The organism is Bauldia litoralis (assembly GCF_900104485.1).
Lineage (GTDB): Bacteria > Pseudomonadota > Alphaproteobacteria > Rhizobiales > Kaistiaceae > Bauldia > Bauldia litoralis.
The window spans coordinates 51,703-77,682 of the sequence record NZ_FMXQ01000010.1 but is presented as its reverse complement, the minus strand read 5'-3'; the positions used below and the strand labels follow the sequence as shown (position 1 = coordinate 77,682).

Below are 25,980 nucleotides of genomic sequence, written 5' to 3'. Positions count from 1 at the left end.
GTCCCGATCGAGGGGAATTGCACAGTGGCCGGTTACGCATTCCTGCTGATTGCCCTCATGACAACCGCCGCCTACCTGTTGGGCCGCGGCCGCGGAGCCCGGATCTGGGCCGGCGGCGACGGATCGAAGGTTCATTCGCTGCCCGGCTATCACGGCGCCTTCGTCGCCGCCTGGGTTGGCATCCCGGCCTTCATCCTGGGCCTGTTCTGGCTGTTCCTCCAGGGGCCGATCATCGATCAGTTCCTGATTGCCTCGCTGCCGACCTCGATGACCGATGGCGCGACCGCCTCGCAGATCAATCTCCTCGTCTCGGAAATCAAGAACGTCGCCGCCGGGCAGGTCTTCAAGGAACCGACGCCGGACATCGTCGCCGCTGCCGAGCGCTACGAACTCTGGGGCCAGATCGCCCGCTGGGCGATGATCGTTGTCGCCCTGGCCGTCATGGTGGTCGCCCTGTCGTTTGCCCGGTCACGGCTGGCGCCGCGCTTCCGCGCCCGCAACGCCTTCGAGCATGTGCTTTCGGGGCTGATGATCTTCTGCTCGGTGGTCGCCATCGCGACGACCATCGGTATCGTTTCCTCGCTGGTCTTCGAGGCCTGGCGATTCTTCACGATGGTGCCGGTGACGGAGTTCCTGTTCGGCCTCCGCTGGGAGCCGCAGATCGCCCTTCGCGACGACCAGGTCGCCGGCCTCGGCGCTTTCGGCGCGATCCCGGTCTTCACCGGCACGATCCTCATCGCTTTCCTCGCCATGCTGGTCGCCACGCCGATCGGCATCTTCACCGCGATCTATCTCGTCGAATATTCGAGCGACCGCGCTCGCAAGATCATCAAGCCGATCATGGAAATCCTCGCCGGCGTGCCGACGGTCGTCTACGGCTTCTTCGCCGTGCTCACCGTTGCGCCGGCCATCCGCGAATTCGGTGGATTGATTGGCATTGCCGTCTCGCCGAACAGCGCCATCGCCGCCGGTGGCGTCATGGGCATCATGATCATTCCCTTCATCTCGTCGCTCTCCGACGACGCGCTCAACGCCGTTCCGCGCTCGATGCGCGACGGGTCGCTGGCGCTCGGCGCCACGCCGAGCGAGACGATGATCAAGGTCCTGCTGCCGGCCGCGCTGCCGGGCATTGTCGGCGGCGTCCTGCTTGGCGTCAGCCGGGCGATCGGCGAGACGATGATCGTCGTCATGGCCGCCGGCCTGATCGCCAGCCTGACGCTCAACCCGCTCGACTCGGTGACGACGGTCACGGTGCAGATCGTCACGCTGCTGATCGGTGACACCGAATTCGACAGCCCCAAGACGCTGGCGGCCTTCGCCCTCGGCCTGGTGCTGTTCCTCGTGACACTCTGCCTGAACGTGATCGCCCTCCGGATCGTCCGGAAGTATCGCGAACAGTATGACTAGGGGACGTTTCGTCAGATGGTCGACATAGCCACCCGCCCGCCGATCGACTGGTCGACGCCGGCAGCACGCGCGCGCCGCAAGAGCCGCTACGCCGCCAATCGTCGGCTGCAGGCCTATGGCATCGCAGCGATCTCGCTGGCGATCGGGCTGCTAGGCATCCTGATCATCTCGCTGATCGCGACCGGCTACTCCGCTTTCGTGACGACGCGGATCACGGTCGATTTCCCGATCTCGACCGAATACGTCAACCCGGAGGATCCGGCGCGCGGCAACTACCGTGCCGTGGTCAAGGCCGGTATCGAGGAACTGTTCCCGAACGTCACCGGACCGGACGAACGCGCCCTCGGCCAGTTGCTGACCAACAATACCCAGTTCATGGTTCGCGACGCGGTGGTTGCCGATCCCTCGGTGATCGGCGGGAAACTGTCGCTCTCGGTCCCTGCCTCCGATCCCTTCGACCAACTCAACAAGGGCCTTGTCGACCGCAATACGCCCGAGGACGAGCGCCGGGTGACCGACCAGCAGATCCAGTGGTTCGACCAGCTCGAAGCCGAGGGGCGCGTCTCGACTCCCTTCAACTGGGGCCTGTTCTTCAACTCGGACAGCCGCTTTCCGGAACTTGCCGGTCTTGCCGGGGCCATCGTCGGGTCGTTCTACGCCCTGCTGGTCTGCTTCCTCGTCGCTTTCCCGATCGGCATCGCCGCGGCGATCTACCTTGAGGAATTCGCGCCGCGCAATCGCTGGACCGACCTGATCGAGGTCAACATCAACAACCTTGCCGCGGTGCCCTCGATCGTCTTCGGACTGCTCGGCCTCGCGGTCTTCCTGAACTTCATCGGCCTGCCGCGATCGGCGCCGCTGGTCGGCGGCCTCGTCCTGGCGCTGATGACGCTGCCGACGATCATCATCGTCACCCGGGCGTCGCTGAAGGCCATTCCGCCATCGATCCGCGAGGCCGGCCTCGGCATCGGCGCGTCGAAGCACCAGATGGTCATGCATCACGTCCTGCCGCTGGCGCTCCCCGGCATCCTGACCGGCACGATCATCGGCCTGGCCCAGGCGCTTGGCGAAACCGCGCCGCTGCTGCTGATCGGCATGAACGCCTTCATCACCAGCCCGCCCGGCGGCATCCTCGACGCCGCGACGGCCCTGCCGACCCAGGTCTTCATCTGGGCCGACAGCCCCGAGCGCGGGTTCGTTGCCCTGACATCCGCCGGCATCCTTGTGTTGCTCGGCTTCCTGATCATTATGAACAGCATCGCGATCTTCCTGCGGCAGCGTCTGGAACGCTCGTGGTGATCGCGAAATTTGGGAGATGCCAGTGAATGACGCATCAATGAGCGCAGAGATGACAGCAAACCTCTCGAAGTCGCTCGACTTCGACCAGGCCGCCAAGCCGAAGGTCGTCGCCAAGGACGTCAACGTCTTCTACGGCGAGAAGCAGGCGCTGTTCGACGTCTCCATCGACATCGTCGAGAAGTCGGTCACCGCCTTCATCGGCCCGTCGGGCTGTGGCAAGTCAACGTTCCTGCGGTGCATCAACCGGATGAACGACACGATCGAAGGCTGCGTCGTCAAGGGTGGCATCTCCCTCGACGGCGACGACATCTACGCGCCGTCTCTCGACGTGGTCGAACTGCGGGCCCGGGTCGGCATGGTGTTCCAGAAGCCCAATCCCTTCCCGAAGTCGATCTATGAAAATGTCTCCTATGGGCCGCGCATTCACGGCCTTGCCCGTGGCAAGACCGAACTCGACGAGATCGTCGAAAGCAGCCTGAAGCGGGCCGGTCTCTGGGAAGAGGTCAAGGACCGCCTGAACGAGCCGGGCACCGGCCTGTCCGGCGGCCAGCAGCAGCGGCTTTGCATCGCCCGGGCGATTGCCGTGTCGCCGGAAGTGATCCTGATGGACGAGCCGTGCTCGGCGCTCGACCCGATCGCCACGGCGCGGATCGAGGAACTGATCGACGAATTGCGGGCCAACTTCACCATCATCATCGTCACGCATTCCATGCAGCAGGCGGCCCGCGTTTCGCAGCGGACCGCGTTCTTCCATCTGGGGATTCTTGTCGAGCTCGGCGCGACCGAGCAGATCTTCACCAATCCGAGCGACAAGCGGACCCAGGATTACATCACCGGCCGCTTCGGCTGAGGAACGGATCGACATGGCCACCAACGAGCACATCGTCACGTCCTTCGATGACGAACTGAACGGTCTCGCCCAGAAGATCGCGGAAATGGGCGGCATTGCCGAACAGCAGGTCGGCGAGTCCGTCGCGGCCCTGTCCCGCCGCGACGAGGCTCTCGCCCAGCGCGTGATTTCCAGCGACAAGCGGATGGACCAGCTGCAGCGCGAGATCGAGGACGACGCCACGCACATGATCGCGCGGCGCCAGCCGATGGCGCAGGATCTTCGTGAAATCGTCGCCGCGATCCACATCGCCAACGACCTCGAGCGGGTCGGCGATCTCGCCAAGAACACCGCCAAGCGCGTCTTCGCCATCGAAGGCAATTTCGCCGCCCAGCGGCTGGTCGGCGGCGTCGAGCACATCTCCGAGATGAGCCTGGCGCAGCTCAAGCACATCCTCGACGCCTACACCTCCCGCGACCTCGACTCGGCGCTCGCGGTGTGGAAGCGCGACGATGAAATCGATGCGATGTACACCTCGCTGTTCCGCGAGCTCCTCACCTACATGATGGAGGATCCGCGCAACATCACCTTCTGCACGCACCTGCTCTTCTGCGCCAAGAACATCGAGCGCATCGGCGACCACGCCACCAACATCGCCGAGACGATCCACTACTTGGTCACCGGCATCCCGCTGACCGACGAGCGGCCGAAGAAGGACGAGAGCAGCGTCACGACGGTCGAATATTCGGACGCCGACGACTGATGGCCGGGATCGGTACGGCCGATGAACGGGGTTTGACCGTGCCGGCGGTGCCCCGGAGGTGCCGGCCATGACGCCGCGGGTAATGATCGTCGAGGACGAGGAGCCGCTGTCGCTGATGCTCCGGTACAACCTCGAGTCCGAGGGCTATCAGGTCGATACCGTCGAGCGCGGCGACGAGGCGGAAACCCGGCTGCGCGAGATGGTGCCCGACCTGCTCCTGCTCGACTGGATGCTGCCCGGCGTCTCGGGCATCGAGCTTTGCCGCCGGCTTCGCTCCCAGGAGGCGACCCGGACCCTGCCGATCATCATGCTGACGGCGCGCGGCGAGGAGTCGGAGCGCGTCCGCGGGCTCGGAACCGGCGCCGACGACTACGTTGTCAAACCCTTCTCGGTCCCGGAACTGATGGCGCGGGTCAGGGCGATCCTGCGCCGCTCGCGCCCCGAGCTCATCGCCTCGGTGCTGCGCGCCGGGGAACTGGAACTCGACCGTGAAACCCACCGGGTCCGCCGGCGGGGACGTGAGCTGCAACTCGGGCCGACCGAGTTCCGACTTCTGGAATTCCTGATGCAGAGTCCGGGCCGGGTCTACACCCGGGCCCAGATGCTCGATGGGGTATGGGGTCGCGACGTCTATGTCGACGAACGCACCGTCGACGTCCATGTCGGCCGGCTGCGCAAGGCGCTCGGCCACGGCCGCGATCCGATCCGCACGGTGCGCGGCTCGGGCTATTCCTTCGACGAGAGCTTCGCCGAGGTCGGCTGAGCCCGGCGCTTCACCGCCGGGCTGCCCTGTCTTCCCTCAGAGTTCCTTTTCGCGACGGTCGCGCCGCCGGTCATTGGCCGGCTGGTAGGCGAGCCGCGAGTGATACTCGCAATAGGGCAGGCTGTTGAAGCTGCGGTGGCCGCAGAAGTGGAAGTCCTCCGCGCCAGGGTCGCCGACCGGCCATTTGCACATCTGGTCGTTGAGGGCGAGCAGCGACACCTTGAGGCTGATCGGCACCACCAGGTCCTCGATCGGCACCTGCGCCGGGGCGCGGCGCGGCGTCGGCTGGGCATGGACCTTCAGCGCGGTGTTGCCCGAGACGAAGGTGGAGCGTGACGCCGGCCGGTGCGGCGTGGCACTGCGCACCTTGCGCGGACGCGGCGTGCTCGACGCAGGCTTGGCGCGACCGGACAGGTTCAGCCGGTGTACCTTGCCGATGACGGCGTTGCGGGTGACGCCGCCGAGTTGCGCGGCAATCTGGCTTGCGCTCAAGCCTTCGGCCCAGAGTTTCTTCAGCAACTCGACGCGTTCGTCGGTCCAGCTCATGCGGGTTCACCCCTCGTTTGGTGCGACTGGATTCGGAATCCCTCTACGTGCGCCGCCCGATACTCGGGTCAACGCCAAACGCTTTAAAATGGGAACAGAGATCCGCCGCTAAACAGATGTCGTACTCGACTGGAGTGAGGCTACAATATGCACTGACTCGCTGACAAGAGTCGGCAGGACTCCCGGACCGTTTTAAGTTTGTTTTCCCCAACTCGTCCCCGCGATCTCCACCGGGAGGCCGGGCCGCCGTGATTGACACAAAACCTTGGCGCGGTGCTATAAGGTCTGCTCGCGAGAGTGCTGCCCGCGGGCGGCGCTTTTTTGATTTCTGGACAATGAGTTGGCACGGGGGCGACCATGAACCGCTCACCTCTTTTCGAGACATTCGCGCGGGCACCGCTGGCTTTCGAGCGCGGCGAAGGCGTATGGGCGATAACCACCGACGGCCGCCGCATGCTCGATTTCTCGGGCGGTGTCGCGGTGAATGCGCTCGGCCATGCTCATCCACAGCTTGTCGAGGCGCTGAAGGCGCAGGCGGAGAAGCTCTGGCATGTCTCCAACCTGTTCCAGATCCCGGAGCAGGAGGCGCTTGCCGCGAAGCTCGTCGGCGCGACTTTTGCCGACAAGGTGTTTTTCTGCAATTCCGGCGCCGAGGCGGTGGAATGCGCGATCAAGACCGCCCGTCGCTACCAGTTCGTCAGCGGCCATCCGGAACGCGTCCGCATCATCACCTTCAGCGGCGCCTTCCATGGCCGCACGCTGGCGACCCTCGCCGCCACCGGCAATCCCAAATACCTTGAGGGCTTCGGTCCCGCCGCCGGCGGTTTCGACCAGGTCCCGCTCGGCGACAAGAAGGCGCTGGAAGCGGCGATCGGTCCCGAGACCGCCGCGATCATGGTCGAGCCGATCCAGGGCGAGGGCGGCGTTCGCCTCGTCGAGGGCCAGTTCCTGCGTGACGTGCGGGCGCTGTGCGACGAGCATGGCCTGCTCCTGATCTTCGACGAAGTGCAGACCGGCATCGGCCGCACGGGACGGCTGTTCGGCTATCAGTGGTCCGGCGTCGCGCCCGATATCATGAGCTCGGCCAAGGGCATCGGCGGCGGTTTCCCCTTTGGCGCCTGTCTCGCCACGGACGAGGCGGCCAAGGGCATGACGCCCGGCACCCATGGCTCGACCTTCGGCGGCAACCCGCTGGCGATGGCAGTTGGCAACACCGTGTTCGACATCATCATGGCGGACGGCTTCCTTGAGGAGGTGCAGCGCAAGAGCCTCTATCTCAAGCAGCGGCTCGCCTCGGTCGTCGACAGCCACCCCGACAGCGTCGGCGAGATACGGGGCGAGGGCATGCTGATCGGCGTGCGTTGCATCGTGCCGGCCGGCGACGTGATCGCGGCGACGCGCGACCAGGACCTGATGTGCGTCGCGGCCGGCGAGAATGTCGTGCGCCTGTTGCCGCCGCTCAATGTCACCGAGGCCGAGATCGACGAAGGCGTCAAGCGCTTCGACGCGGCATTGACCGCGATCGAGGCTGCCAAGGCTGCGGGCAGCTGAGGCGATGACCAGGCATTTTCTCGACCTCGCGGCGATCGAACCCGCCATCTTGCGGTCGATCCTCGACGAAAGCCGGCGGCTGAAGGCCGACCGTGCCGGCGTGCGCGCCGCCGGGCCGTTGGCCGGGCGCGTCCTGGCGATGATCTTCGACCGCCCCTCGACGCGGACCCGGGTGTCCTTCGACGTCGGCATGCGTGAACTCGGCGGCGAGACAATCATGCTGACCGGCGAGGAGATGCAGCGCGGCCGCGGCGAGACCATCGCCGATACAGCCAAGGTGCTGTCACGCTATGTCGACGCCATCATGATCCGCACGCTGGAGCATGAGACGGTGGTCGATCTGGCCGAGGCGGCGACCGTGCCGGTGATCAACGGCCTGACCCGCCATTCGCATCCCTGCCAGATCATGGCCGATGTGATGACCTTCGAGGAGCATCGCGGTCCGATCGCCGGCAAGACCATCACCTGGCTGGGCGACGCCAATAACGTGCTGACGTCCTGGATCCAGGCGGCGGCGGCCTTCGACTTCACCATGCGGGTGGCCTCGCCGCCCGAACTCGCTGCGCCGGCCGACCTCGTCGCCTGGGCGCGCGAACACAAGGCCGATCTCCAGTTGACCGGCGACCCGGAAGCGGCGGCCGAGGGCGCCGACTGTCTTGTCACCGACACCTGGGTGTCGATGGGCGACGAGGAAGGCGAGCGGCGGCAGGCTCTCCTCAAGCCCTACCAGGTCAACCAGCGGCTGATGGCGCGCGCCGGGTCCAAGGCGATCTTCATGCATTGCCTGCCGGCGCATCGCGGCGAGGAGGTGACGGCCGAGGTGATCGACGGGCCGCAATCGGTGGTCTTCGACGAGGCCGAAAACCGGCTGCATGCCCAGAAGGGCATCCTCGCCTGGTGCTTCGGCATGGAACCGGAGGTATGAGCGAGGCGGGTGTCCAGACAGTGGCGCCGGCCGGCGACGACGCGGCGCTGCCCTTCGAGGTCGCGGCGCTCGACGTGCGCGGCCGAGCCATCCAGATGGGGCCGGTGCTCAACACGATCCTCGCCGGCCACGCCTATCCGGACTCCGTCTCGAAGCTGCTCGGCGAAGCGCTGGTTCTTGCCGTGCTTCTCGGGTCGTCGCTGAAATTCGACGGCAAGTTCATCCTCCAGACCGACACCGATGGGCCGGTCGACATGCTGGTCGTCGACTACCGCACCGACGGCGGCATGCGCGGCTATGCCCGCTTCGACGCCGAGAAGGTCGCCGCCGCCGAGGCGGAGGGGCGGACCGAGCCCGGCGCATTGCTCGGCAAGGGCGTCCTGGCGATGACCATCGACCAGGGCCCGGAGATGAGCCGCTACCAGGGCATCGTGCCGCTCGACGGCGGGACGCTGGAGGACGCCGGCCACACCTATTTCCGCCAGTCGGAGCAGATCCCGACCCGCATCCGCCTGGCGGTCGCCGAGTTCCAGAGCCGTGAGACCGGCGAACTGGTCAGGACGTGGCGGGCCGGCGGCCTGATCGTCCAGTTCCTGCCGAAGGCGCCGGAGCGCATCCGGGCCGACCTGCCCGGCGGCGATGCGCCCGAGGGGATGGAGGTCGAGGCGGGCGCGGAAGACGACGCCTGGGTCGAGGCCCAGTCGCTGGTCGGCACGATCGAGGATCACGAACTGACCGATCCGGCCGTGCCCGCCGAACGGTTGCTCTTTCGCCTCTTCCACGAGCGCGGCGTGCGCGTTTTTTCGCCGATCCAGGTCGTCGATCGGTGTTCGTGCTCACGCGAGAAGGTCGAGGGCCTGCTTGAAAGCTTCTCCGCCGAGGAGATCGCCGAGAGCATCGAGGACGGCGGCATCGCCGTGACCTGCGAATTCTGCGGCCGCAAATACGCCTTCGATCCCGATCAGTTCAGCGGCGGCTCATAGCCCAGTCGTCGATGGATCCATCGGCGAGCGCCTTCAGGGCCGCGAGACTCCAGGGCTGGAGTTTCGGGTAGAGGCCGTTGTCGTGGGGGTCGAACAGCGTGAAGGCGAAATAGGCGCGGTAGAAGGTCATGGCCGGGATGGCGGCCGCGCCGGCATGGTCGAGCAGGATCGCGCGCAACGGGGCGCCGTCGTCGGGCGTGCAGGCGGCGTCGACCTCGGCGAACATCACGGCGGCAGTGACGTCGTAGCCCGCGTCCGCGACCAGCGTCCATGTGCCGAAATCGACCAGTCCGGTGACGGTGAGGTCGTCGTCCATCAACACGTTGCCGGGAAAGACGTCGCCATGGGCGAGCGCCTTGCGCGGCGTGGCGGGAAGGGCGGTCATCCGGTCCAGCGCCTTGCCGACAAGCGCGTCGACATCGCCAAAGGCCGCGGCGAGGTAGGGCCGGGTGCGGGCGACATGGCGATCGAGGCTGGCGGCGAAGAAGCCCGGCCAGGTGTCGGCGGTGACCCGGTCGCTGGCGAGGAGCAGGCCATACGGTTCGTCGGGCAGCGTCACCGCGCCGACGGCGACGGCGACGTCGCAATAGCGCTGGAGCGCGGTTCGCCGATCGTCCGCGCCGAGGTCGGGCAGGATTTCCGAAAGCGGCCTGCCATGGAGACGCGTCTCGATGGTAACGCCCTCCGCTTCGATCGCCTCGATGCGCGGCGTCGGGAAGGGAAGGCGGCCGGTGATATCGTCGAGGAAACGCTTCAGCCGTTCAACCGTCCCGGGCGCTTCGGGCGCGCGGCGGATGCGCAGCACGCGGGAGGCGTCGAGGGCATAGACCCAGGATTCGGAGCCGACGCCGAGGAGATCGCCTTCGCCGAGGCCGTAGCGCGCGAGGATCGCGGCCTTGCCGCTGCTCAGTTGACCGTCTTCCGCTGGTCGGGAAGGTCGAGCGAGAAGGCGGGGATGTCGATGGAGAACAGGTCGCCGTTCTCGCCTTCCATCTCGTAGCTGCCGACCATGATCCCGGAATTCGTCGTCAGCGGGCAGCCGCTGGTATAGGAGAAGGTCTCGCCGGGCTTGAGCACCGGCTGCTCGCCGACCACCCCGGCGCCGCGCACTTCCTCCGTGCGGCCGTTGGCATCGGTGATCCGCCAGTGACGCGAACGCAGTTGCACGACGGCATCGCCGAGATTGGCGATCTCGATGGTATAGGCCCAGAAGTAGCGGCTGTCGTCCGGCGCAGACTCGGACTCCAGGAAGCTCGGTTCGACAGTCACCTGAATCTGCTGGGTCGTGGCCTTGTACATGCGTGCTCCTTGCCGCCGAACAATTATGCGGCAGGACCCGCGGCGTCAATTCCTTCGGTGGGGCCTCAGCGCGCCTTGTCGAGCGCCTGGGAAAGATCCTCCCAGAGGTCCTCGACATCCTCGATGCCGACCGACAGCCGCAGCAGCCCCTGGGTGATGCCGAGCTCCTGCCGGGCCTCCTCGCTCAGGCGCTGGTGGGTGGTCGTCGTCGGATGGGTGACGAGGCTCTTGGCGTCGCCGAGATTGTTCGAGATCCGGGTGATCTTCAGGGCGTTGGAGACGGCGAAGGCGCCCTTCTTGCCGCCCTTGACGTCGAAGGCGACCAGCGTCGAGCCGCCGGTCATCTGGCGCGCGGCGAGGGCTGCCTGCGGGTGATCGGCGCGGCCGGGATAGAGGGTTCGCTTGACCGCCGGGTGGTCGGCGATGCGATCGGCGAGGATCGCCGCCGAGGCGGCCTGCCGGTCGACGCGGATGGGCAGGGTCTCAAGCCCCTTGAGCAGCACCCAGGCATTGAACGGGCTCATGCTCGGTCCGGTATGCTTGAGCAGCGTATGGACGTCGTCGATGAAATCCGCGCCACCGAGGATCACGCCGCCGAGGCAGCGGCCCTGGCCGTCGATATGCTTGGTCGCCGAATAGACGACGACATCGGCGCCGAGCTCCAGCGGCTTTTGCATCAGCGGCGTGGCGAAGACATTGTCGACGATCAGCCTGGCGCCGGCCTTGCGGGCGATCTCGGCGACCGCGGCGATGTCGACGATCTCCAGCGTCGGGTTGGTCGGGCTCTCGAGGAAGAAGGCCCTGGTCCTGCCCTTCTTCACCGCCTTCTTCCACTGCGCCAGGTCGGCGCCATCGACCAGCGTCGAGGTGACGCCGAAGCGCGGCAGCAGGTCCTCGATGATGTAGCGGCAGGAGCCGAACAGCGCCTTGGCGGCGACGACATGGTCGCCGGCCTTGAGCCCGGCCATCAGCGCGATGTTGACAGCGGCCATGCCGGTCGCCGTCGCCCGGGCTGCTTCCGCGCCTTCCATCAGGCGCATCCGCTCCTCGAACATCGCGACGGTCGGGTTGGAATAACGCGAATAGACGTGGCCGGGATCGTCGCCCTTGAAACGGGCCTCGGCCGATTCCGCCGTCTCGTAGACATATCCCTGGGTCAGGAAGATCGCCTCGGAGGTTTCGCCGAAGCGAGACCGCTCGATGCCGCCGTGAACCAGGGTCGTCGCCGGCCGCAGGCCGGTTGTCTTTTTCTTTGCGCGCTTGGCCATATCCTGCACCCCTCCAACAAAAAACCCGGCCGCATGGCCGGGTCGGGTGCACACCCTTCCGACCTTTTAGCGATTTGTTTTACGTGGCTGCAAGCCGGCCGGCCCAAATTACCACGGAGTAGTTTTTTCTAGTCCGCTTGGCGCTTGGCGTCAATTGCCACATGGGCTAAGCCTCGGGTGAAGTGGCCTGGGCCGCGAATTGCGTGAGGGGGCGATGGCCGAGGACGGACCCACCGGGATCTTGCCGGCACACAGGATTGCCGCGCTGGCCGAGGCGGGACAGATACGCCCGGCGACGCCTTTCGACGCCGACCAGATCCAGCCGGCGAGCCTCGATCTGCGGCTCGGGCCGGTGGCCTATCGCGTCCGCGCCAGCTTCCTGCCCGGCCCCTCCGCGACAGTTGCCGAGCGGATCGAAGCGCTCAAGCTGCACGAGATCGACCTGACCTCCGGTGCGCTGCTGGAGCCGGGGCGAAGCGGCGGCGTCTATATCGTGCCCCTGATCGAGGAACTGGCGCTGCCGGCGGATATCGCCGCCGCGACCAACCCGAAGTCCTCCACCGGTCGGCTCGACGTCTTTACCCGGGTGATCACCGACCGGTCGCGCGAGTTCGATACCGTCGCGGCCGGCTATACCGGTCAGCTCTATCTCGAGATCAGCCCGCGCACCTTTCCGATCATCGTGCGGGCCGGCTCGCGCCTGTCGCAGATCCGCTTCCGCCGTGGCAACGCGCGGCTCGACGATACGGCGCTGAAGGCGCTGCATGCCGAGACGCCGCTGGTCGACGGCGATCCGCAGATCGCCGATGGGCTGATGCTGTCGATCGACCTTGGCGGCGACGAGCGCACCGTCGGCTATCGCGCCAAGCGTCATACCGGGCTCGTCGATGTCGACCGCCGCGACGCCTATGACATGCATGAATTCTGGGAGCCGATCGCCATCCGCGGCCGGCGCGAACTGATCCTCGACCCGGACCAGTTCTACATCCTGGTCTCGCGCGAGGCGGTGCATGTGCCGCCGGACTATGCCGCCGAGATGGTGCCCTTCGACCCGCTGGTCGGCGAGTTCCGGGTGCATTATGCCGGCTTCTTCGATCCGGGCTTCGGCCATTCGGAATCCGGCGGCGCCGGCAGTCGCGCCGTGCTGGAAGTGCGCAGCCACGAGATCCCGTTCATCCTCGAACACGGCCAGTCGGTCGGCCGGCTGGTCTACGAGCACATGCTGGAGCGGCCTCGGGAACTCTATGGCCAGGGGATCGGTTCGCACTACCAGGCGCAGGGCCTGAAGCTGTCGAAGCACTTCCGGGTGGGCTAGGCGGCGCGGTCCGACACGGACGCGGGCATGCCGAGTTGCCGGGCGAAGTCGCGCCGGGCGAAGCCACGATCGAATTTGGCATAGTCGCAGGTGATTTCCTCGCCCTTTGCGATGTCTGCGCAGGCGATGGTCAGGTCGCCGATGTCATCGGCATTGGCCTGCGACGAGTGGTTCATGAACCGCGCATTGTCGCCGCACAGCACGAAAACCGGCTCGTCGCCGGGCTGGTAGCCGTAGCAGCGGAGCATGTCCCGCAGGAGATGATCTTCCGGGTCGAGATCACGAAGATCGTAGCTGAGGTCGAAGCGATCGTCCTGCTTCCAGATCAGCGTACCGCGCGGGATCGCCTCGGCGGCGAACAGGCCGATGCCTTCGATCGCGCTCGGAGCGAGGTAGGTGGGAACACGCAACATATCCTGACGCCTCTGTCGGCGCGGCGACATCGGCGCCGCTTCCTGTTGAGGGCAGTCAATCGCATTCTCGTGAAAAACGGCTTGTGGAATTGGATCGAATTTTAGCGATCGGTGACGCCGCCGGTCCGGCGCGTGGCTACGGCAAGCCTCTTGACTTGAGGCTGTCCCGGCTGATCAATGGCGGCCGCGCGGGTGTAGTTCAGTGGTAGAACGTCAGCTTCCCAAGCTGAATGTCGTCGGTTCGATCCCGATCACCCGCTCCAGCATTTTCAGCAATTCTCGCTTGAAATCCGATCCGGGGAAGGTGCCACTGCCAGGCATTCGCACCGGGCGTTCCGACATCAACTGCCTTTCTCGCCAGTAGCGAGGACTTCAGCGATCTGCTGGAGGACGGCAGCGCCATACTCCGTATTGGGATGAACAAAATCCGTTGGATCCACCAAGTCTTCGGGCGTGAACATGGTGCTCCGAAGATCGGCGTATGGATAGTCAAGAAGGGTTGCTCCAAGACTATTACAGGTTTGCGAAAGATAGGAGTCTTTGATTTTGCTCAGAAATTTATAATAACCGATTGAATCATCGTATCGACTGGCTATTTGCCAGCCGGTCCGCCTTGTCACTCCACTTGGATGATATGGAAATGGCTGGACAATCACTTCACCTTTATACACCTGTCGAAGATTTCTGAGGAAGATGAAGCCGGGCTGTATGCTCAGGGCGGCTCTGATGAGTTCACGAAAACACGCCTCGGACACAAACGGCACCGTCCCGCGATCCAATGGCTTGAACGTAGACAGTCGGACGCGGGCGGCCGCCGGAAGATCGTTCGTGAAGCCATCGATGAAGCCCAAGGCGCTGACGACGACTGCATCGTAGGAGTCGATCGGACGCTCTGATGCTTTCGCTGGCGACCAGAAGACACGATTCGGGTCAGCGCGATCGCTCGCAACCAGGCGACCGTTTTCAACTGCCATGTAGGGCCCGGACCCACCAGGGGTTGCGAAGAAGGTTATGTCAAGCCGGGCAGAAACAACGTCCTTGTCAAGGAGATAGGCATTTCGCAGCGCACCCAATTGGGAGTTTCCAGCAATCAGAACTTCCTTCAACGGGTTTCTCCGGCCCACTGCTCCAGAAGGTACTCTTCGCATTTCAGATCCGATTCCCCGGCCTCGCGGGGAGAATGCTCCGGGACGTCCCCTGATCTGGTGGCCAGCGCGCTTGCCGGAGCGGCACCCAGCGTCGCGCTGGGGCGGAGCGTGGTGTGCTCGTCCATGAAGGTCTTCATCGCGAGAGCGACACCCTGAGACGATACGGTACGTTTGTTGGACTCAAAGAAATCGCGGGTCGCCCACGGATGGGTGATGATTTCATAGGAGGGATAATAATCAATCTCGTCGAATTCTGATTGCAGTTGACCAGCCACCGCCCGCAAGACCGACTTGGAGTATATTGTAGCTTGCAATACGTGTTGATCCGAAGCAGTCGCTGTCAGCGGAACCGGGGATACTGTCAGGAGTATACGAAATGGTCGACCGCCCCGAGCGGCGTCGATAATTTCTCTGAAGCGAAGAATGTCTTTATAGATTTCCCCAAAAGTAAGGTTCTTGAATACGTATCGATCTGGGTCGAATGTTCCGGCAATCGAGCCTGGAACCGTCGGATAGGCTTCCCCGCCTGAACTGTTTATCCAGCACTCGGTCAATCCGAGCGTGAAAATGAAGATGTCCATTGAAAGAAAGAGGTCACGGACGCGTTCTATGTGGTAGCGGCGATGATCCGCTACTTCCAAGGGCGATGAAAGGCCGACGGGTTCTACGCCCGGTCGAAAGCAATCATAAAAAGCGCCCCGCTTTGTCCATGCCACCTCGGAAGGGGTGAAGCCCTCGAACGCTTCCCGAGCGATCTGTAGCAGTTGCCTGCTTGTGTATATGTTTCCATATCGCGCCGAGTAGAGGCTGTAGCCGTAGGCGTGATGACGCTCGACGGGGAGTGGGATTGGCGGCGGCTCAACGTCGAGGAGCGAGAATCCGCCCTGTTTGAGGTGGCGGCTAATATGCTGGGCGAAGCAACTTCCGGCCGTCGCGATCCGGTCGCTTTTCTCGATCTTCCATTTGGCGCAATAGAGATTCGGAGGCGCACTTGAGCTTGCGGTCGCAACTCCGTGCTTCCAGAACCGATCCGGCGGCAAATCTTCATACGGATTTCGCGACATGGATCGCCCGGACTTAAATCCGCCCTCACCTGACAGCATTCACAAACACTAGCCGAATAAGAGCTGTGAATCGAATCTGCAACCGTCGGTTGATGGATTGAGCAGGGATTCCGGCACGGGCGGTTCTCGGCAAGCGTGGATCGTCGGACGTCGCAGGCGCATCGCGGCAGGGCAGCGCGGTTTGCACGGAATACCCTGATGACGGCCGGTTTTGCCGTGGGCTTCTCTATTGTATGTGACAGACGTGCCGGCGCGGGACGGGAGACTAGCTCGCCTTCGCAGCCAGTTGCGGGACGAGATTCACGTTGCTGATCAGAATAACCGATTGAGATAGTCAGAATGCAAAAGCAGTTGCTCCTGGTGACGCGTCAATCGCCCGATTGGGTCGGTCTGGCGAGAGACTTCAAGCAGGGGCGTCCGATCGACCCCGATCGTTTTCGGCCGGCCGAGTCGATTCCCTCCTTCCCCGAAAATATTGTTGAACTCGTTGATCTCTGGAACATGCATAGTCCAGTCGACTTTTTCAGCTGTCGCGCTCGGCTGAAGGAAATCGCCGACGACACGATCGCTCAACTGCCCGACGCTCGTCGCATCTCCTGTGACGAACTCGATAGCATCGGCGCGGAAATCGAGAATTTTGTCGTCTTCTTTCACGACGACGATGACTGGTACTCGCCCGATCTGGCCGATTACCTTCCCGCGAATTCACCGGACTCGTACGATGTGCTGGTGTTTCCGCTGGTCCGGCTTTGGACCGATACCATCACGTTTGTGCCCGACGGACGAAATGCGCGGACTGTTGTCGGGCAACGGAAGAATTTCGGTTTTCGATATCAATCAAACAATTATGGCGTGAATGGCAGCCTTCGTCAGCAGACACCGCTGATGACAATGAAGGATCACATTCTGGCATCTGCCCACGCCGAGACATGTGCGCTTCGCGATCTCTATATCGATCAGGTCATCGGCGTTACCGCCAAGTCTCCCTGCTCTGCCAGCAGGCTCTCGGTCATCTTTTCCGAACCGGACAAGGCGCAAGAGCATGTGCGTGCCTATGTCGACGGGCTGGCGGCTTTGGAAATCCCCCCGGAGGTCAGCTGGATCGCCGAGCGCGTTGACAGCGTGATCGAGCTATTCTCCCGCTGAGTGTCGCGGTCGCACGTCAGTGGTTCAGGAGGCCGTTCTAGGCTGTGTGGCCGAGCGCGGCGACGATCGCATCGACGACGACCGTTGCGTCGCCAGGGCGGAGGCAGATGGGGTTGAGGACGATCACTCCTGCTTCATGCTCGCCGGCGTCGACGTGGATGGCGGGCGCGTGGCGCAACAAGGCAGCGACCAACGCGCGGGCATGGTCGGCCGAGGCGAAGCGCAGGACCACCTTCGGCACGGCTTCGACGTTCTCGCCGCCGGTCAGCACCATCGCGAAGGCATGGCGTCCGGTGAGCCCGTCGCGCATGACCTGCGCGTCGGACAGCCAGCGGGCGTGTCGTGTCGCGTCGCCTTCGGCGATGAAAAGGTCGAGGGCCGTCAGCAGGCCGATGATCTCCTCCTTGCCGGCCTTGCAGGTGCGGCCGATCCCCTGGCGCGGCAGGCCGGTGAGGGCACTGCGGTCGATCAGCCGCGCCGGCGGCTCCCAGAAATCGGACAGCACGTCCATGTCGAGATGCTGGAGCGCGGCGGCCATGATCAGGTCGCGCCGGCCACAGAGAATGCCCGATGCCTGCGGTCCGCCGATCGCCTTGCCGCCGGAGTAGACGACGAGATCGGCCCCCTCGGCGATGAAGCGCCGGAGATTGGCCTGCGGCGGCAGTTCGGCCGCCGCATCGACGATGACCGGCACGCCAGCGGCATGGGCGACCGCCGCAACGTCGCGGAGCGGCGGGCGTGAATTGCTGGTCGCGACATAGAGGACGGCGGCGGTTGCATCAGTGATCGCGGCGGCGATTTCCCACGGCTCGGTATCGCGGACGCCGGCACCGGACGCGCGGTCCGGCAGGCCGACCTCGACCAGCCGCGCGCCGGCGGCGCGGACCGCGTGGTCGTAACCGTTGCGCTGGCCGCGCGCGACGATGACCTCGTTTCGCAGGCCTTTGGTGTCGGGGAGGCGCGCCATCGCGGCGGCGTCGAGGCCGGTCATGCAGGCGGCCGTGCCGATCAGCAGGCCCGCGGCGGCGCCCGAGGCGACATAGCCGGCCTCGGCGCCGGTCGCGTCGGCAATCGCGTCGGAGGCGTGGGCCTGGAGCTCCACCATGTCGACGCACCAGGCGGAGGCCTCCGCCATCGCGGCGGCGACGTCCGGCCGCATGATGCCGCCGGAGAGCCGGGTCAGCGTTCCCGCCGCGTTGACGATCGTCGGGATGCCACGCCGCGCGTAGACGGTCACTGCACGGCGCCGCGGGCGTCGACCTTGACCGCGCCAAGCACCGTGTCGCCGCGGTGGAAGACGACGCGATCGTAGAGGTTGGAGACCGGGCAGACGTGGTTCGGCGTCACCCGCACAAGGTCGCCGACCGCCGGCTTCGGATCGACCTTCGAGATATCGAGGTAGCCGTGCTCTTCATTGAGGCCGTAGATCGGCGCGTCGCCCATTGCATGGACCACGCCGTAGCCCTCGAGGCCGAGGAGATCCATGGTCAGCGCCTTCGAGCCGGCGTCGATCAACGCGCGGTCCGGCGTCGGCACGCTGACGATGGTGGTGAGTACGCTGAGCGCGCAGTCGTCGAAAGTGCAGGCGCCGGCCTTGATCAGCGCGCGGTCGAAATAGACATAGGTGCCGGCGCGGTATTGGGTGGCGAGGTCGAGCCCCTCGTCCTTCCACATGTCCGGCGAACCGCCGACGCTGACGATCTCGGTCTCCTGACCGGCCTTGGCGATCAGGTCGCGCGCCTCGGTCAGGAAGGCCTCGGTCGACAGGCGGGTGCCCGGCGCCGGATAGGTCATCAGTCCCTTGTAGACGACGCCGGGGGTGTCGGCGATCTCCTTGGCCAGCGCCGCCGCCTCCGCAGGTGTCTGGGCGCCGTTGCGCCTGGCGCCGGTGTCGCACTCGACCAGGACGCCGATATCCTTGCCGGCGTCGCGGCCGGCTTCGCCGAGGCCATGGATAACCACCGGGTTGTCGGCGACCACCGTCATGTTGACCCGCCGGACCAGCGCCGCGAGCCGCTTGAGCTTCGACGCGCCGAGGATGTTGAAGGTCAGCAGCATGTCCTCGATGCCGCCATCGGCCATCGCCTCGGCCTCGCCGAGCTTCTGGACGGTGATCCCCTTGGCGCCGAGGGCGACCTGGTAGCGGGCGAGCGGCACCAGCTTGTGAGTCTTGATATGCGGCCAGTTGGCGATGCCGAGCTTGTCGCACCGCTCCTGAAAGCGCTTGAGGTTCCGATCGACGATATCGATGTCGATAATCGGTACCGGGGTCTCAAGCTCGTCGATGCGCGCACCGACGGGCTCGAAGGTGAAATAGTCGAGAATATCCATGTTGTTCAGTCCGGATTGATGCGGAAATCGGCGCCTTCGGGGAGGATCTGGCCCCCGTCTACCACGATCGTCGTCCCGGTCACGTATTCCGCATCCTCGGAGGCAAAATAAAGGAATGCGTTGGCGACGTCGCGCGGCGTGCCGAGACGGCCGAGCGGCACGGCGGCCTCCATCGACTTGATGAAGGTCTCGCTGCGATGGGCCTTCATCCCCTCGGTGAGAATGTTGCCCGGCTCGACGCCGTTGACGGTGATGCCGTAATTGGCGAATTCGAGCGCCGCCGACTTGATGAAGCCGTTGACGCCGGCCTTGGTCGCCGAATAGTGGCCATGGCCGGGGCTGGTGACGCGCGGCCCGGTGATCGAGGAGGTGAAGATCATCCTGCCGCTGCGCTGCGCCTTCATCGGCTTGAGCGCCGCCTGTGCCGCGAGGAAGGTGCCCTTGAGGTTGACCGCCATCACCGCGTCCCACTCCTCGGCGGGCGTATTCTCGATCAGTGTCCAGGGGTAGATGCCGGCATTCTGCACCATGATGTCGAGCTGGCCGTAGCTTTCGAGCGCCGCGTTGACGATCGCCTCGGCATCGGCCGGCGAGGCGATGTTGGTCTCGACGAAAATGCCGCCGAGCCGTTCCGCGGTCGCCTTGCCGGCTTCGACCTCGGTATCGCCGATGACGACGCGCGCCCCTTCCTCAACGAAACGCGCGGCGATTCCCTCGCCGATTCCGCGTGCCGCACCGATAACGATCGCGGTTTTTCCCTCGAGCCGCCCAGCCATAATCCGCCCTTTTGTTCCTAGAGGTAACGTCGTCGAATGGTGTTCTTCATCGTGTCGAGCAACACCGCGGCGAGCACCAGCCCGCCCTGGATCATCTGCGTGTAATGCGGCGGCATGCCCATGACGTTGATCGCGGTCTGGATCGACGACAGCAGCAGCACGCCGGCGAAGACGCCTGACAGCCGTCCCTGTCCGCCCTTGAGGCTGACGCCGCCGATCACCACCGCGGCGAAGGCCTGGAACAGCATGCCGATGCCGAGATTGGCGGTCGCTCCGGCGGTGCGCGAAGCAAGCAGCCAGCCGGCGAAACCGGCGAGCATGCCGGAAAGGATGAAGGTTGCCGTGACGATCGCCCCGACCTTGATGCCGGCGCGATAGGTCGCGACCTCGTTGCCGCCGATCATCATCAGGTGGCGGCCGAAAGGGGTCTTGGCGAGGATGAAGGCGAAGACGATGTAGACCAGGATCAGCATCCAGGCGAGCAGCGGGATGCCGTAGATCTGGTCGACCGCCATCACCCGCATCGAATCCGGCAAGCCGTAGACCGACCGTCCGCCCGACAGGGCGACGACCAGCCCGCGCGCCCAGATGAAGGAGGCGAGGGTGACGATGAAGGCGTTGATGCTCAGCCGGACGACGAGGACGCCGTTGATCGTTCCGACGATCGCGCCGACGGCGAGGGCCATCAGCAGCGAGACCGGGAAGGCGAGCCATGCCGGCTCGAGCGCCAGCGCCCCGCCGGCGCCGCCGGTGCCGAAGGTCAGCGCCACCACCATCGCGGCAAGCGCCATCACCGACTCGATGGAAAGGTCCATGTGTCCGGCGATCAGCGTCAGCGACAGGCCGACTGCGATGATGCCGATGAAGGTCGAATTCTGCAGGATGTTGATGAAGATGCCGATCTGCAGAAACTGGTCGATCGACACGGAGAAGACGGCGAGCACGACGATCAGGATCAGCCAGACGAGGTTGTCGAGAAGGAACTCGAGAACCTGTCGGCGCCGGGCCGGCATCTCGGAACTGTTGTGTGGCGCAGTCGCGGTTTCGGTGGTCATGGAGCCGTCAATCAATCGAGGGAAAGGGCAGGGGCCGAAGCCCCTGCTCCAGGTCGGCGATGATTATTCGACCGACATGACCGGATCGGTCGGGGGCTTCATGTTGCCCCAGAACTTCACGTCGTCGACGTTGTCCTTGGTGATCGCGGCGCCCGGGATCTTGATGTTCGGACCCCACTCCTCGATCGTCACCACCGACTCGAGGCCGGTGACGTCATAGGTGCCGGGCTTGATCTCTTCGCCGTTGATCACCTTGTCGGCGAACATCGCGAGAGCGGCGGCCTGGGCCACCATCGGCTGCTCGACCTCGACCTGCTCCCATCCCTTGCGGATGAGATCGAGACCGACCGGCGCGCCGTTCGACGAGACCAGCATGATTTCGCCCGGCTTCTTGCCCTGGGCTTCGAGAACCGCGGCGACGGCAACGGCCAGATGCGCGGCGTGGACGAAGATCAGGTCGATGTCCGGATTGGTCAGGAGCTGATCCTGGGCGATCGTGCCGGCGTTGGTGGCTTCCCACTGCATGGCCGGATGGGTGATGATGGTGACGTCACCATTGTCGGCCATCTTCTCCTCGAAGCCCTGCTGGATCTCGAGGGTATAGGGATCGCCGGGGTCGCCGAGGATCTGCAGGACCTTGCCCTTGGCCGAGCCGTTCTTCTCGGTCAGCAGCCGGGTGATCTCGTCAGCGGCGACATGGCCGATCTCGATCGTGCCGGCGACGGAGGTGAAGTCCGACGGCGTCGAGGTGATCTGGCGGTCGAAGATCATGACCGGGATACCGGCGGCGCGCATCTTCTCGATGCCCGTCTTGGCGGCGTCGAAGTCTACGGCGGCTAGGATCACCGCGGCCGGCTTCAGGTTGATCACGTCGTCGATCTGGCTGAGCTGCAGGTCGGTGCGATTCTGCCCGTCGAGCGAGACGACTTCGTAGCCGACATCGCCCATGAACTTGGTGATGGCGTCGATCGAGCCCGTCTGGAACTCATCGAGAAGCGTCGGCACCAGGTAGTAGATCTTGCCTTTCATCTCCGCTGCCGCGGCGGCGGTGACCGCCGTTGCGGCAAGCGCGATCGCCAGGATCGCGCCGGTCATGGAACGCATCAATGCTTTCATGTTCCTGCTCCGGTTTCCGGTTGGTTTGCCAGCCCCTTGGCAACACGCTCGATGCCGCCGGTGATCATGTTGACGACTTCGTCGGGGCTGGATTGCGAAGTCTGGACGTCACCGGCAACAACTCCGTGGCGCAGGACGACGATGCGGTCGGCGACCGCGAATGCCTGCGCCATCACATGGGTAATCAGGATCACGCCGATGCCGCGCTGGCGGACGCGCTCGATCATCTCGAGGCCGCGGCGGGTCTGCTCGACGCCAAGCGCTGCGAACGGCTCGTCGAGCAGGACGAGCTTGCCGCCCCAGTGGACGAAGCGGTTAAGCTCGATCGCCTGGCGCTGGCCGCCGGACAGATGCGCGACATTGACCCGAAGCGACGGGATGTTGGTGCCGCCTTCCTTGAGCGCCTTGGCGGTTTCGATTTCCATCTCGCGCTGGCGCAGGATCGGGACGCCAAGGACCTTGCGGGTCAACTCGCGGCCCATGAAGAAATTCGACACGACATCGACATTGGTGCAGAGCGACAGGTCCTGGTAGACGGTCTCGATGCCGGCTTCCTTGGCCTCGGCCGGCGACTCGAAATGCCGCTCCTTGCCCTCGAAGATCACCTTGCCCGACGACGGTGGCTGGCCGCCGGCCATGATCTTGACCAGCGTCGACTTACCGGCGCCGTTGTCGCCGAGCAGGGCGACGACTTCGCCGCCGCTGACGTCGAAGGTGACGCCGCGGAGCGCTTCGATCGCGCCGAAATTCTTGCGGATGTCCTGAAGCTGGAGGAGGGGTGTGGTTGTCGTCATGCGGCCCTCGCCTTGCCGGCGTCGCGCATGATCGGATCACGATCGGCGCGGTCTTCGCTCTGGGTGAACATGATGCCGAAGCGCGGCGACAGGACGCCGGAGACGGCGACTGCGGCGGCGCCGCGCAACACGGCGTCGTGGCCGGCGGAGGATATCAGCCGCTTCGCCCGCCGGTTGCCGCGCGAGGCAATCGAATTCGGCAGCGGCTCCGCTGCCTCGATCAGCTTGGCGAGGAGGTTGTTGGGCACCAGCCCGCCGAGAATGATGGTGGCCGGGTCGAACAGGTTCTCGATCGTCACCACCGCCGAGCGCAGGATCGGCGCGACTTCGTCGAGCCACGCGGCTTCGCCGATCATCTTGGCGCGCCGCTCATAGGCTTCGAGCGACAGGTAGCGTTCGAGGCAGCCACGGTTGCCGCAGGGGCAGGGATCGCCGCCGGGCACGACCGGAATGTGGCCGATCTCGCCGGCATTGCCCCAGGCGCCGCGCAGCGCGACGCCGTCATGGACCATGCTGCCGCCAAGGCCGACGCCAAAATAGAGATAGTAGAAATCGCGGAAGTCGCTGCCGAGGCCGTAGAGTCGCTCGCCATGCGCCGCGGCGGCGAGATCGACCTCGATGAAGGCCGGCAGCCCTGTGGCGGCGGCCAGCCGGTCGCGGACCGGGACGTCCTTCCAGCCCTGCAGGGTGGTCGGGCCGACGAAGCTCATCGACTCGACGCCGAACGGTCCCGGCATCGCCATGCCGACGCCGAGCATCCGGCCGTCGGGTTGGAGCGCGGACAGCCCGTCGACCAGCGTCCGGATCTCGGTGAAGGCGGTGTCGGCATCGACGCCGGGCAATGCCCGGTCGTCGCGACCGATGACCTCGCCAGCGAGATTGATCAGCGCCGCCTCTATCCCCCGGGGCGTCACGTGCAGGCCGATGGCGAAGCCGCCGGTCGGATCGATCGCGAAGGTGCTGGCCGGCGAGCCGCGTCCGCGCGGCTCTTCGCGGCGGGCGAGAATGAAGCCCTGCTCCTCAAGCTCGCGGATGATGGTGGAGACGGTCTGGATGGTCAGGCCGACCTTGCGGGCGATGTCGGCGCGGGTGATCGGTCCGTGGACACGGATGGTTTCCAGCACGATCCGCCGATTGTACGGCCTGCCGAATTCCTGATTGGTCCCGCGTAACGCCATCCAGTCGAGAGCCCCTCTCAGCCAGTCGTTCACGCGATACTGCCGGCTAACAAATCTTAATGCAAATGGAATTAATAAATACAAAGGCGATTGGTTTGTCGGAAGAGGCGTCAGGGCGCAGGAGGATACCCGGGGGTTGTGGCTTGTTCACCATGCCCGGCGGGACGGCGACGGATGGAGCGGCGGAACCGATGGTTTTCGATCATCGCGCTGGAATCTCGACGTCCCGTAAACCACCTGATGATAGAATGGCTGCCGGACGACGGATCGACGGTGCTGCGCGCCGGCAACGCACGGGCCGGCGCGCGATCAGGCAACTTGCGCGTCGTTGACAGGTCCCGTGAGGGACCTAGCTTGCGCGCCGGGCCAGGATCGAGGTCCGCGCTGAGGGAGGAAATGGCCGTGAAGGCCCGGATTTACGTTGCCAAGGATTCCGCAGCCGTCGCCGTTGGCGCCGACCGGGTCGCCCTGGCCCTGGCAGCGGCCGCCGCCCGTCGCGGTATCGACCTCGACGTGGTGCGCACCGGCTCGCGCGGCCTCTACTGGGCCGAACCGATGGTCGAGGTCGAGACCGCGGCGGGCCGCGTCGCCTACGGCCCGGTCGGCGGCGACGATGCCGACGGGCTGTTCGACGCCGGCTTTCTCGACGGCGGCGACCACGCATCCCGGCTCGGGCCGACCGACGAAATTCCCTGGCTGAAGCGCCAGACGCGGCTGACCTTTGTCCGCTGCGGGGTCATCGATCCGCTGGTCCTCGACGACTACCAGGCGCACGGCGGCTATCGCGGACTGGCGCGGGCCTTGTCGCTCGGCGCCGAGGCGACGATTGCCGAAGTCGAGGCCTCCGGTTTGCGCGGGCGCGGCGGCGCCGGCTTCCCGACCGGCCGCAAGTGGCGGACGGTGGCGGATGCGCCGGCCGTGCGGAAATACGTCGTCTGCAATGCCGACGAAGGCGACTCCGGCACCTTCGCCGACCGCATGATCATGGAAGGCGACCCCTTCGTCCTGATCGAGGGAATGACGATCGCCGGCTTCGCCGCCGGGGCGTCGAAGGGCTTCGTCTATGTCCGATCGGAATATCCGGACGCCATCGCCACCTTCGAGGCCGCCCTCGGCAGTGCGCGGCGGGCAGGGTTCCTCGGCGGCAACGTCGCCGGCTCGGGTTTCGCCTTCGACATCGAGATCCGCGTTGGCGCCGGCTCCTATGTGTGCGGCGAGGAGACGTCGCTGCTCGAAAGCCTCGAGGGCAAGCGCGGCGTCGTTCGCGCAAGGCCGCCGCTGCCCGCCCACAAGGGCGCCTTCGGCATGCCGACCATCGTCAATAATGTCCTGTCGCTCGCCGCCGTGCCGTTCATCCTGCAGGAAGGCGCAAAGGCCTATGCCGACTTCGGCGCCGGCCGCTCGCGGGGCACGATGCCGATCCAGCTTGCCGGCATGGCGAAACATGGCGGGCTGTTCGAAACCGGCTTCGGCCTGACGCTTGGCGAACTCGTCGACGATATCGGCGGCGGCACATGGAACGACCGCCCGGTCCGCGCCGTCCAGGTCGGCGGGCCGCTTGGCGCTTATTTCCCGCGCGCGCTGTTCGACACGCCCTTCGACTATGAAGCCTTTACCGCCCGCGACGGGCTGATCGGCCATGGCGGCATCGTCGTCTTCGACGACAGCGTCGACATGGCGCGACAGGCGCGCTTCGCGATGGAATTCTGCGCGCTCGAATCCTGTGGCAAGTGCACGCCCTGCCGGATCGGCTCGACCCGCGGCGTCGAGACCATCGACCGGATCCGCGCCGGCACGGCGCGAGGGGAAGACATCACTCTTCTCGAAGACCTGTGCCACACGATGAAATATGGATCGCTCTGTGCACTTGGCGGGTTTACGCCCTATCCTGTGATGAGTGCGCTCAGGCATTTCCCGGAGGATTTCGGCCTCGAAATCGAACCGGTCAATGCAGAATGACAGTCGGATCGGTTGGCGAATGATGATTGACGGTGCCATCCACGCAAATCCC

Annotated in this window: 25 protein-coding genes, 1 tRNA gene and 1 riboswitch; of the genes, 12 read left to right on the top strand and 14 right to left on the bottom strand. The window is 65.2% G+C overall.

The features are described 5' to 3' along the window. Positions 1-24: 24 nt before the first annotated feature. The 5 genes from pstC to phoB all read left to right on the top strand — a co-directional run bounded on the left by pstC (position 25) and on the right by phoB (position 5,061). Positions 25-1,407: a phosphate ABC transporter permease subunit PstC gene (gene pstC, locus BLT60_RS20480; RefSeq protein ID WP_244521368.1), complete on the top strand. Its 1,383-nt coding sequence runs from the start codon at positions 25-27 to the stop codon at positions 1,405-1,407. Positions 1,408-1,422: 15 nt separating this feature from the next. Further along, positions 1,423-2,706, top strand: a complete 1,284-nt coding sequence (gene pstA, locus BLT60_RS20475) for a phosphate ABC transporter permease PstA (protein ID WP_090879519.1) — start codon at positions 1,423-1,425, stop codon at positions 2,704-2,706. Positions 2,707-2,755: 49 nt separating this feature from the next. Next, positions 2,756-3,556: a phosphate ABC transporter ATP-binding protein PstB gene (pstB, locus tag BLT60_RS20470; protein ID WP_425285041.1), complete on the top strand. Its 801-nt coding sequence runs from the start codon at positions 2,756-2,758 to the stop codon at positions 3,554-3,556. Positions 3,557-3,569: 13 nt separating this feature from the next. Next, positions 3,570-4,298: a phosphate signaling complex protein PhoU gene (gene phoU, locus BLT60_RS20465; protein ID WP_090879513.1), complete on the top strand. Its 729-nt coding sequence runs from the start codon at positions 3,570-3,572 to the stop codon at positions 4,296-4,298. A 67-nt stretch (positions 4,299-4,365) separates the two neighbouring features. After that, on the top strand, positions 4,366-5,061 hold the full coding sequence (gene phoB, locus BLT60_RS20460; protein WP_090879510.1) for a phosphate regulon transcriptional regulator PhoB: 696 nt from the start codon (positions 4,366-4,368) through the stop codon (positions 5,059-5,061). 36 nt (positions 5,062-5,097) lie between these two features. Here the strand turns inward: phoB and BLT60_RS20455 are convergent, their stop codons facing one another. Beyond that, entirely contained in the window at positions 5,098-5,607 is a 510-nt protein-coding gene (locus tag BLT60_RS20455; RefSeq protein WP_090879507.1) for a GcrA family cell cycle regulator, read from the bottom strand. A 357-nt stretch (positions 5,608-5,964) separates the two neighbouring features. On the opposite strand from BLT60_RS20455, the gene BLT60_RS20450 reads away from it, so the two are divergent. Genes BLT60_RS20450 through BLT60_RS20440 form a run of 3 tightly spaced genes read left to right on the top strand, consistent with a single transcriptional unit; the run spans position 5,965 to position 9,066 of the window. Continuing rightward, the gene (locus tag BLT60_RS20450; protein WP_090879504.1) at positions 5,965-7,158 is read left to right on the top strand and encodes an aspartate aminotransferase family protein; all 1,194 of its coding nucleotides are present in this window, start codon (positions 5,965-5,967) and stop codon (positions 7,156-7,158) included. 4 nt (positions 7,159-7,162) lie between these two features. Next, positions 7,163-8,083 carry an ornithine carbamoyltransferase gene (gene argF / locus BLT60_RS20445; protein WP_090879501.1) on the top strand — a complete coding sequence of 307 codons (921 nt, stop codon included), beginning with the start codon at positions 7,163-7,165 and terminating at the stop codon, positions 8,081-8,083. Further along, positions 8,080-9,066: an Hsp33 family molecular chaperone gene (locus BLT60_RS20440; RefSeq protein ID WP_090879498.1), complete on the top strand. Its 987-nt coding sequence runs from the start codon at positions 8,080-8,082 to the stop codon at positions 9,064-9,066. The genes argF and BLT60_RS20440 overlap by 4 nt, the downstream gene beginning before the upstream one ends. On the opposite strand, the gene BLT60_RS20435 is transcribed toward BLT60_RS20440, so the two are convergent. The 3 genes from BLT60_RS20435 to BLT60_RS20430 form a co-directional block, all read right to left on the bottom strand. Further along, positions 9,050-9,955, bottom strand: coding sequence for a phosphotransferase family protein (locus BLT60_RS20435; RefSeq protein WP_342028630.1), 906 nt, complete (start codon positions 9,953-9,955; stop codon positions 9,050-9,052). The genes BLT60_RS20440 and BLT60_RS20435 overlap by 17 nt on opposite strands. A 17-nt stretch (positions 9,956-9,972) precedes the next feature. Next, positions 9,973-10,365 (bottom strand): Co2+/Mg2+ efflux protein ApaG, encoded by a 393-nt coding sequence (gene apaG / locus BLT60_RS24170; protein WP_139167908.1) that lies wholly within the window; start codon positions 10,363-10,365, stop codon positions 9,973-9,975. A 65-nt stretch (positions 10,366-10,430) separates the two neighbouring features. Further along, complete coding sequence (locus BLT60_RS20430; RefSeq protein WP_090879492.1) at positions 10,431-11,633, bottom strand: O-succinylhomoserine sulfhydrylase; 1,203 nt, start codon at positions 11,631-11,633, stop codon at positions 10,431-10,433. 46 nt (positions 11,634-11,679) lie between these two features. Beyond that, positions 11,680-11,758: riboswitch (SAM riboswitch) on the bottom strand. Between the two features lie 89 nt (positions 11,759-11,847). Between BLT60_RS20430 and BLT60_RS20425 the strand changes: the two genes are divergently transcribed. Further along, on the top strand, positions 11,848-12,948 hold the full coding sequence (locus BLT60_RS20425; protein WP_090879489.1) for a 2'-deoxycytidine 5'-triphosphate deaminase: 1,101 nt from the start codon (positions 11,848-11,850) through the stop codon (positions 12,946-12,948). Here the strand turns inward: BLT60_RS20425 and BLT60_RS20420 are convergent. Next, the gene (locus BLT60_RS20420) at positions 12,945-13,361 is read right to left on the bottom strand and encodes an SET domain-containing protein (protein WP_175478553.1); all 417 of its coding nucleotides are present in this window, start codon (positions 13,359-13,361) and stop codon (positions 12,945-12,947) included. The two genes, BLT60_RS20425 and BLT60_RS20420, sit on opposite strands and share 4 nt — an antisense overlap. A 188-nt stretch (positions 13,362-13,549) precedes the next feature. On the opposite strand from BLT60_RS20420, the gene BLT60_RS20415 reads away from it, so the two are divergent. Further along, a tRNA-Gly gene (locus BLT60_RS20415) sits at positions 13,550-13,624 on the top strand. A gap of 78 nt (positions 13,625-13,702) precedes the next feature. Here the strand turns inward: BLT60_RS20415 and BLT60_RS24165 are convergent. After that, positions 13,703-14,467: a hypothetical protein gene (locus tag BLT60_RS24165; protein WP_139167907.1), complete on the bottom strand. Its 765-nt coding sequence runs from the start codon at positions 14,465-14,467 to the stop codon at positions 13,703-13,705. Next, entirely contained in the window at positions 14,464-15,612 is a 1,149-nt protein-coding gene (locus BLT60_RS20405; RefSeq protein WP_090879480.1) for a GSCFA domain-containing protein, read from the bottom strand. The genes BLT60_RS24165 and BLT60_RS20405 overlap by 4 nt, the downstream gene beginning before the upstream one ends. Positions 15,613-15,912: 300 nt before the next feature. Between BLT60_RS20405 and BLT60_RS20400 the strand changes: the two genes are divergently transcribed. Beyond that, positions 15,913-16,719 carry a hypothetical protein gene (locus BLT60_RS20400; RefSeq protein WP_090879477.1) on the top strand — a complete coding sequence of 269 codons (807 nt, stop codon included), beginning with the start codon at positions 15,913-15,915 and terminating at the stop codon, positions 16,717-16,719. Positions 16,720-16,756: 37 nt separating this feature from the next. On the opposite strand, the gene BLT60_RS20395 is transcribed toward BLT60_RS20400, so the two are convergent. The 7 genes from BLT60_RS20395 to BLT60_RS20365 all read right to left on the bottom strand — a co-directional run bounded on the left by BLT60_RS20395 (position 16,757) and on the right by BLT60_RS20365 (position 23,969). Beyond that, positions 16,757-17,956: an aminotransferase class V-fold PLP-dependent enzyme gene (locus BLT60_RS20395; RefSeq protein WP_090879475.1), complete on the bottom strand. Its 1,200-nt coding sequence runs from the start codon at positions 17,954-17,956 to the stop codon at positions 16,757-16,759. Beyond that, entirely contained in the window at positions 17,953-19,050 is a 1,098-nt protein-coding gene (locus BLT60_RS20390; protein WP_090879472.1) for an alanine racemase, read from the bottom strand. Before BLT60_RS20390 ends, BLT60_RS20395 begins: the two co-directional genes overlap by 4 nt. A 5-nt stretch (positions 19,051-19,055) precedes the next feature. Next, the gene (locus BLT60_RS20385; protein WP_090879469.1) at positions 19,056-19,826 is read right to left on the bottom strand and encodes an SDR family NAD(P)-dependent oxidoreductase; all 771 of its coding nucleotides are present in this window, start codon (positions 19,824-19,826) and stop codon (positions 19,056-19,058) included. Between the two features lie 17 nt (positions 19,827-19,843). Further along, positions 19,844-20,881, bottom strand: a complete 1,038-nt coding sequence (locus tag BLT60_RS20380; protein ID WP_342028628.1) for an ABC transporter permease — start codon at positions 20,879-20,881, stop codon at positions 19,844-19,846. 63 nt (positions 20,882-20,944) lie between these two features. Then, the gene (locus tag BLT60_RS20375; RefSeq protein ID WP_244521376.1) at positions 20,945-21,976 is read right to left on the bottom strand and encodes a sugar ABC transporter substrate-binding protein; all 1,032 of its coding nucleotides are present in this window, start codon (positions 21,974-21,976) and stop codon (positions 20,945-20,947) included. Positions 21,977-21,993: 17 nt separating this feature from the next. After that, on the bottom strand, positions 21,994-22,791 hold the full coding sequence (locus tag BLT60_RS20370) for an ATP-binding cassette domain-containing protein (RefSeq protein ID WP_090879462.1): 798 nt from the start codon (positions 22,789-22,791) through the stop codon (positions 21,994-21,996). Continuing rightward, positions 22,788-23,969: an ROK family transcriptional regulator gene (locus BLT60_RS20365; RefSeq protein WP_090879459.1), complete on the bottom strand. Its 1,182-nt coding sequence runs from the start codon at positions 23,967-23,969 to the stop codon at positions 22,788-22,790. Before BLT60_RS20365 ends, BLT60_RS20370 begins: the two co-directional genes overlap by 4 nt. Positions 23,970-24,371: 402 nt before the next feature. Here BLT60_RS20365 and BLT60_RS20360 point away from each other — a divergent pair, with 402 nt between their 5' ends. Further along, on the top strand, positions 24,372-25,928 hold the full coding sequence (locus tag BLT60_RS20360; RefSeq protein WP_090879858.1) for a formate dehydrogenase beta subunit: 1,557 nt from the start codon (positions 24,372-24,374) through the stop codon (positions 25,926-25,928). Positions 25,929-25,980: the final 52 nt, after the last annotated feature.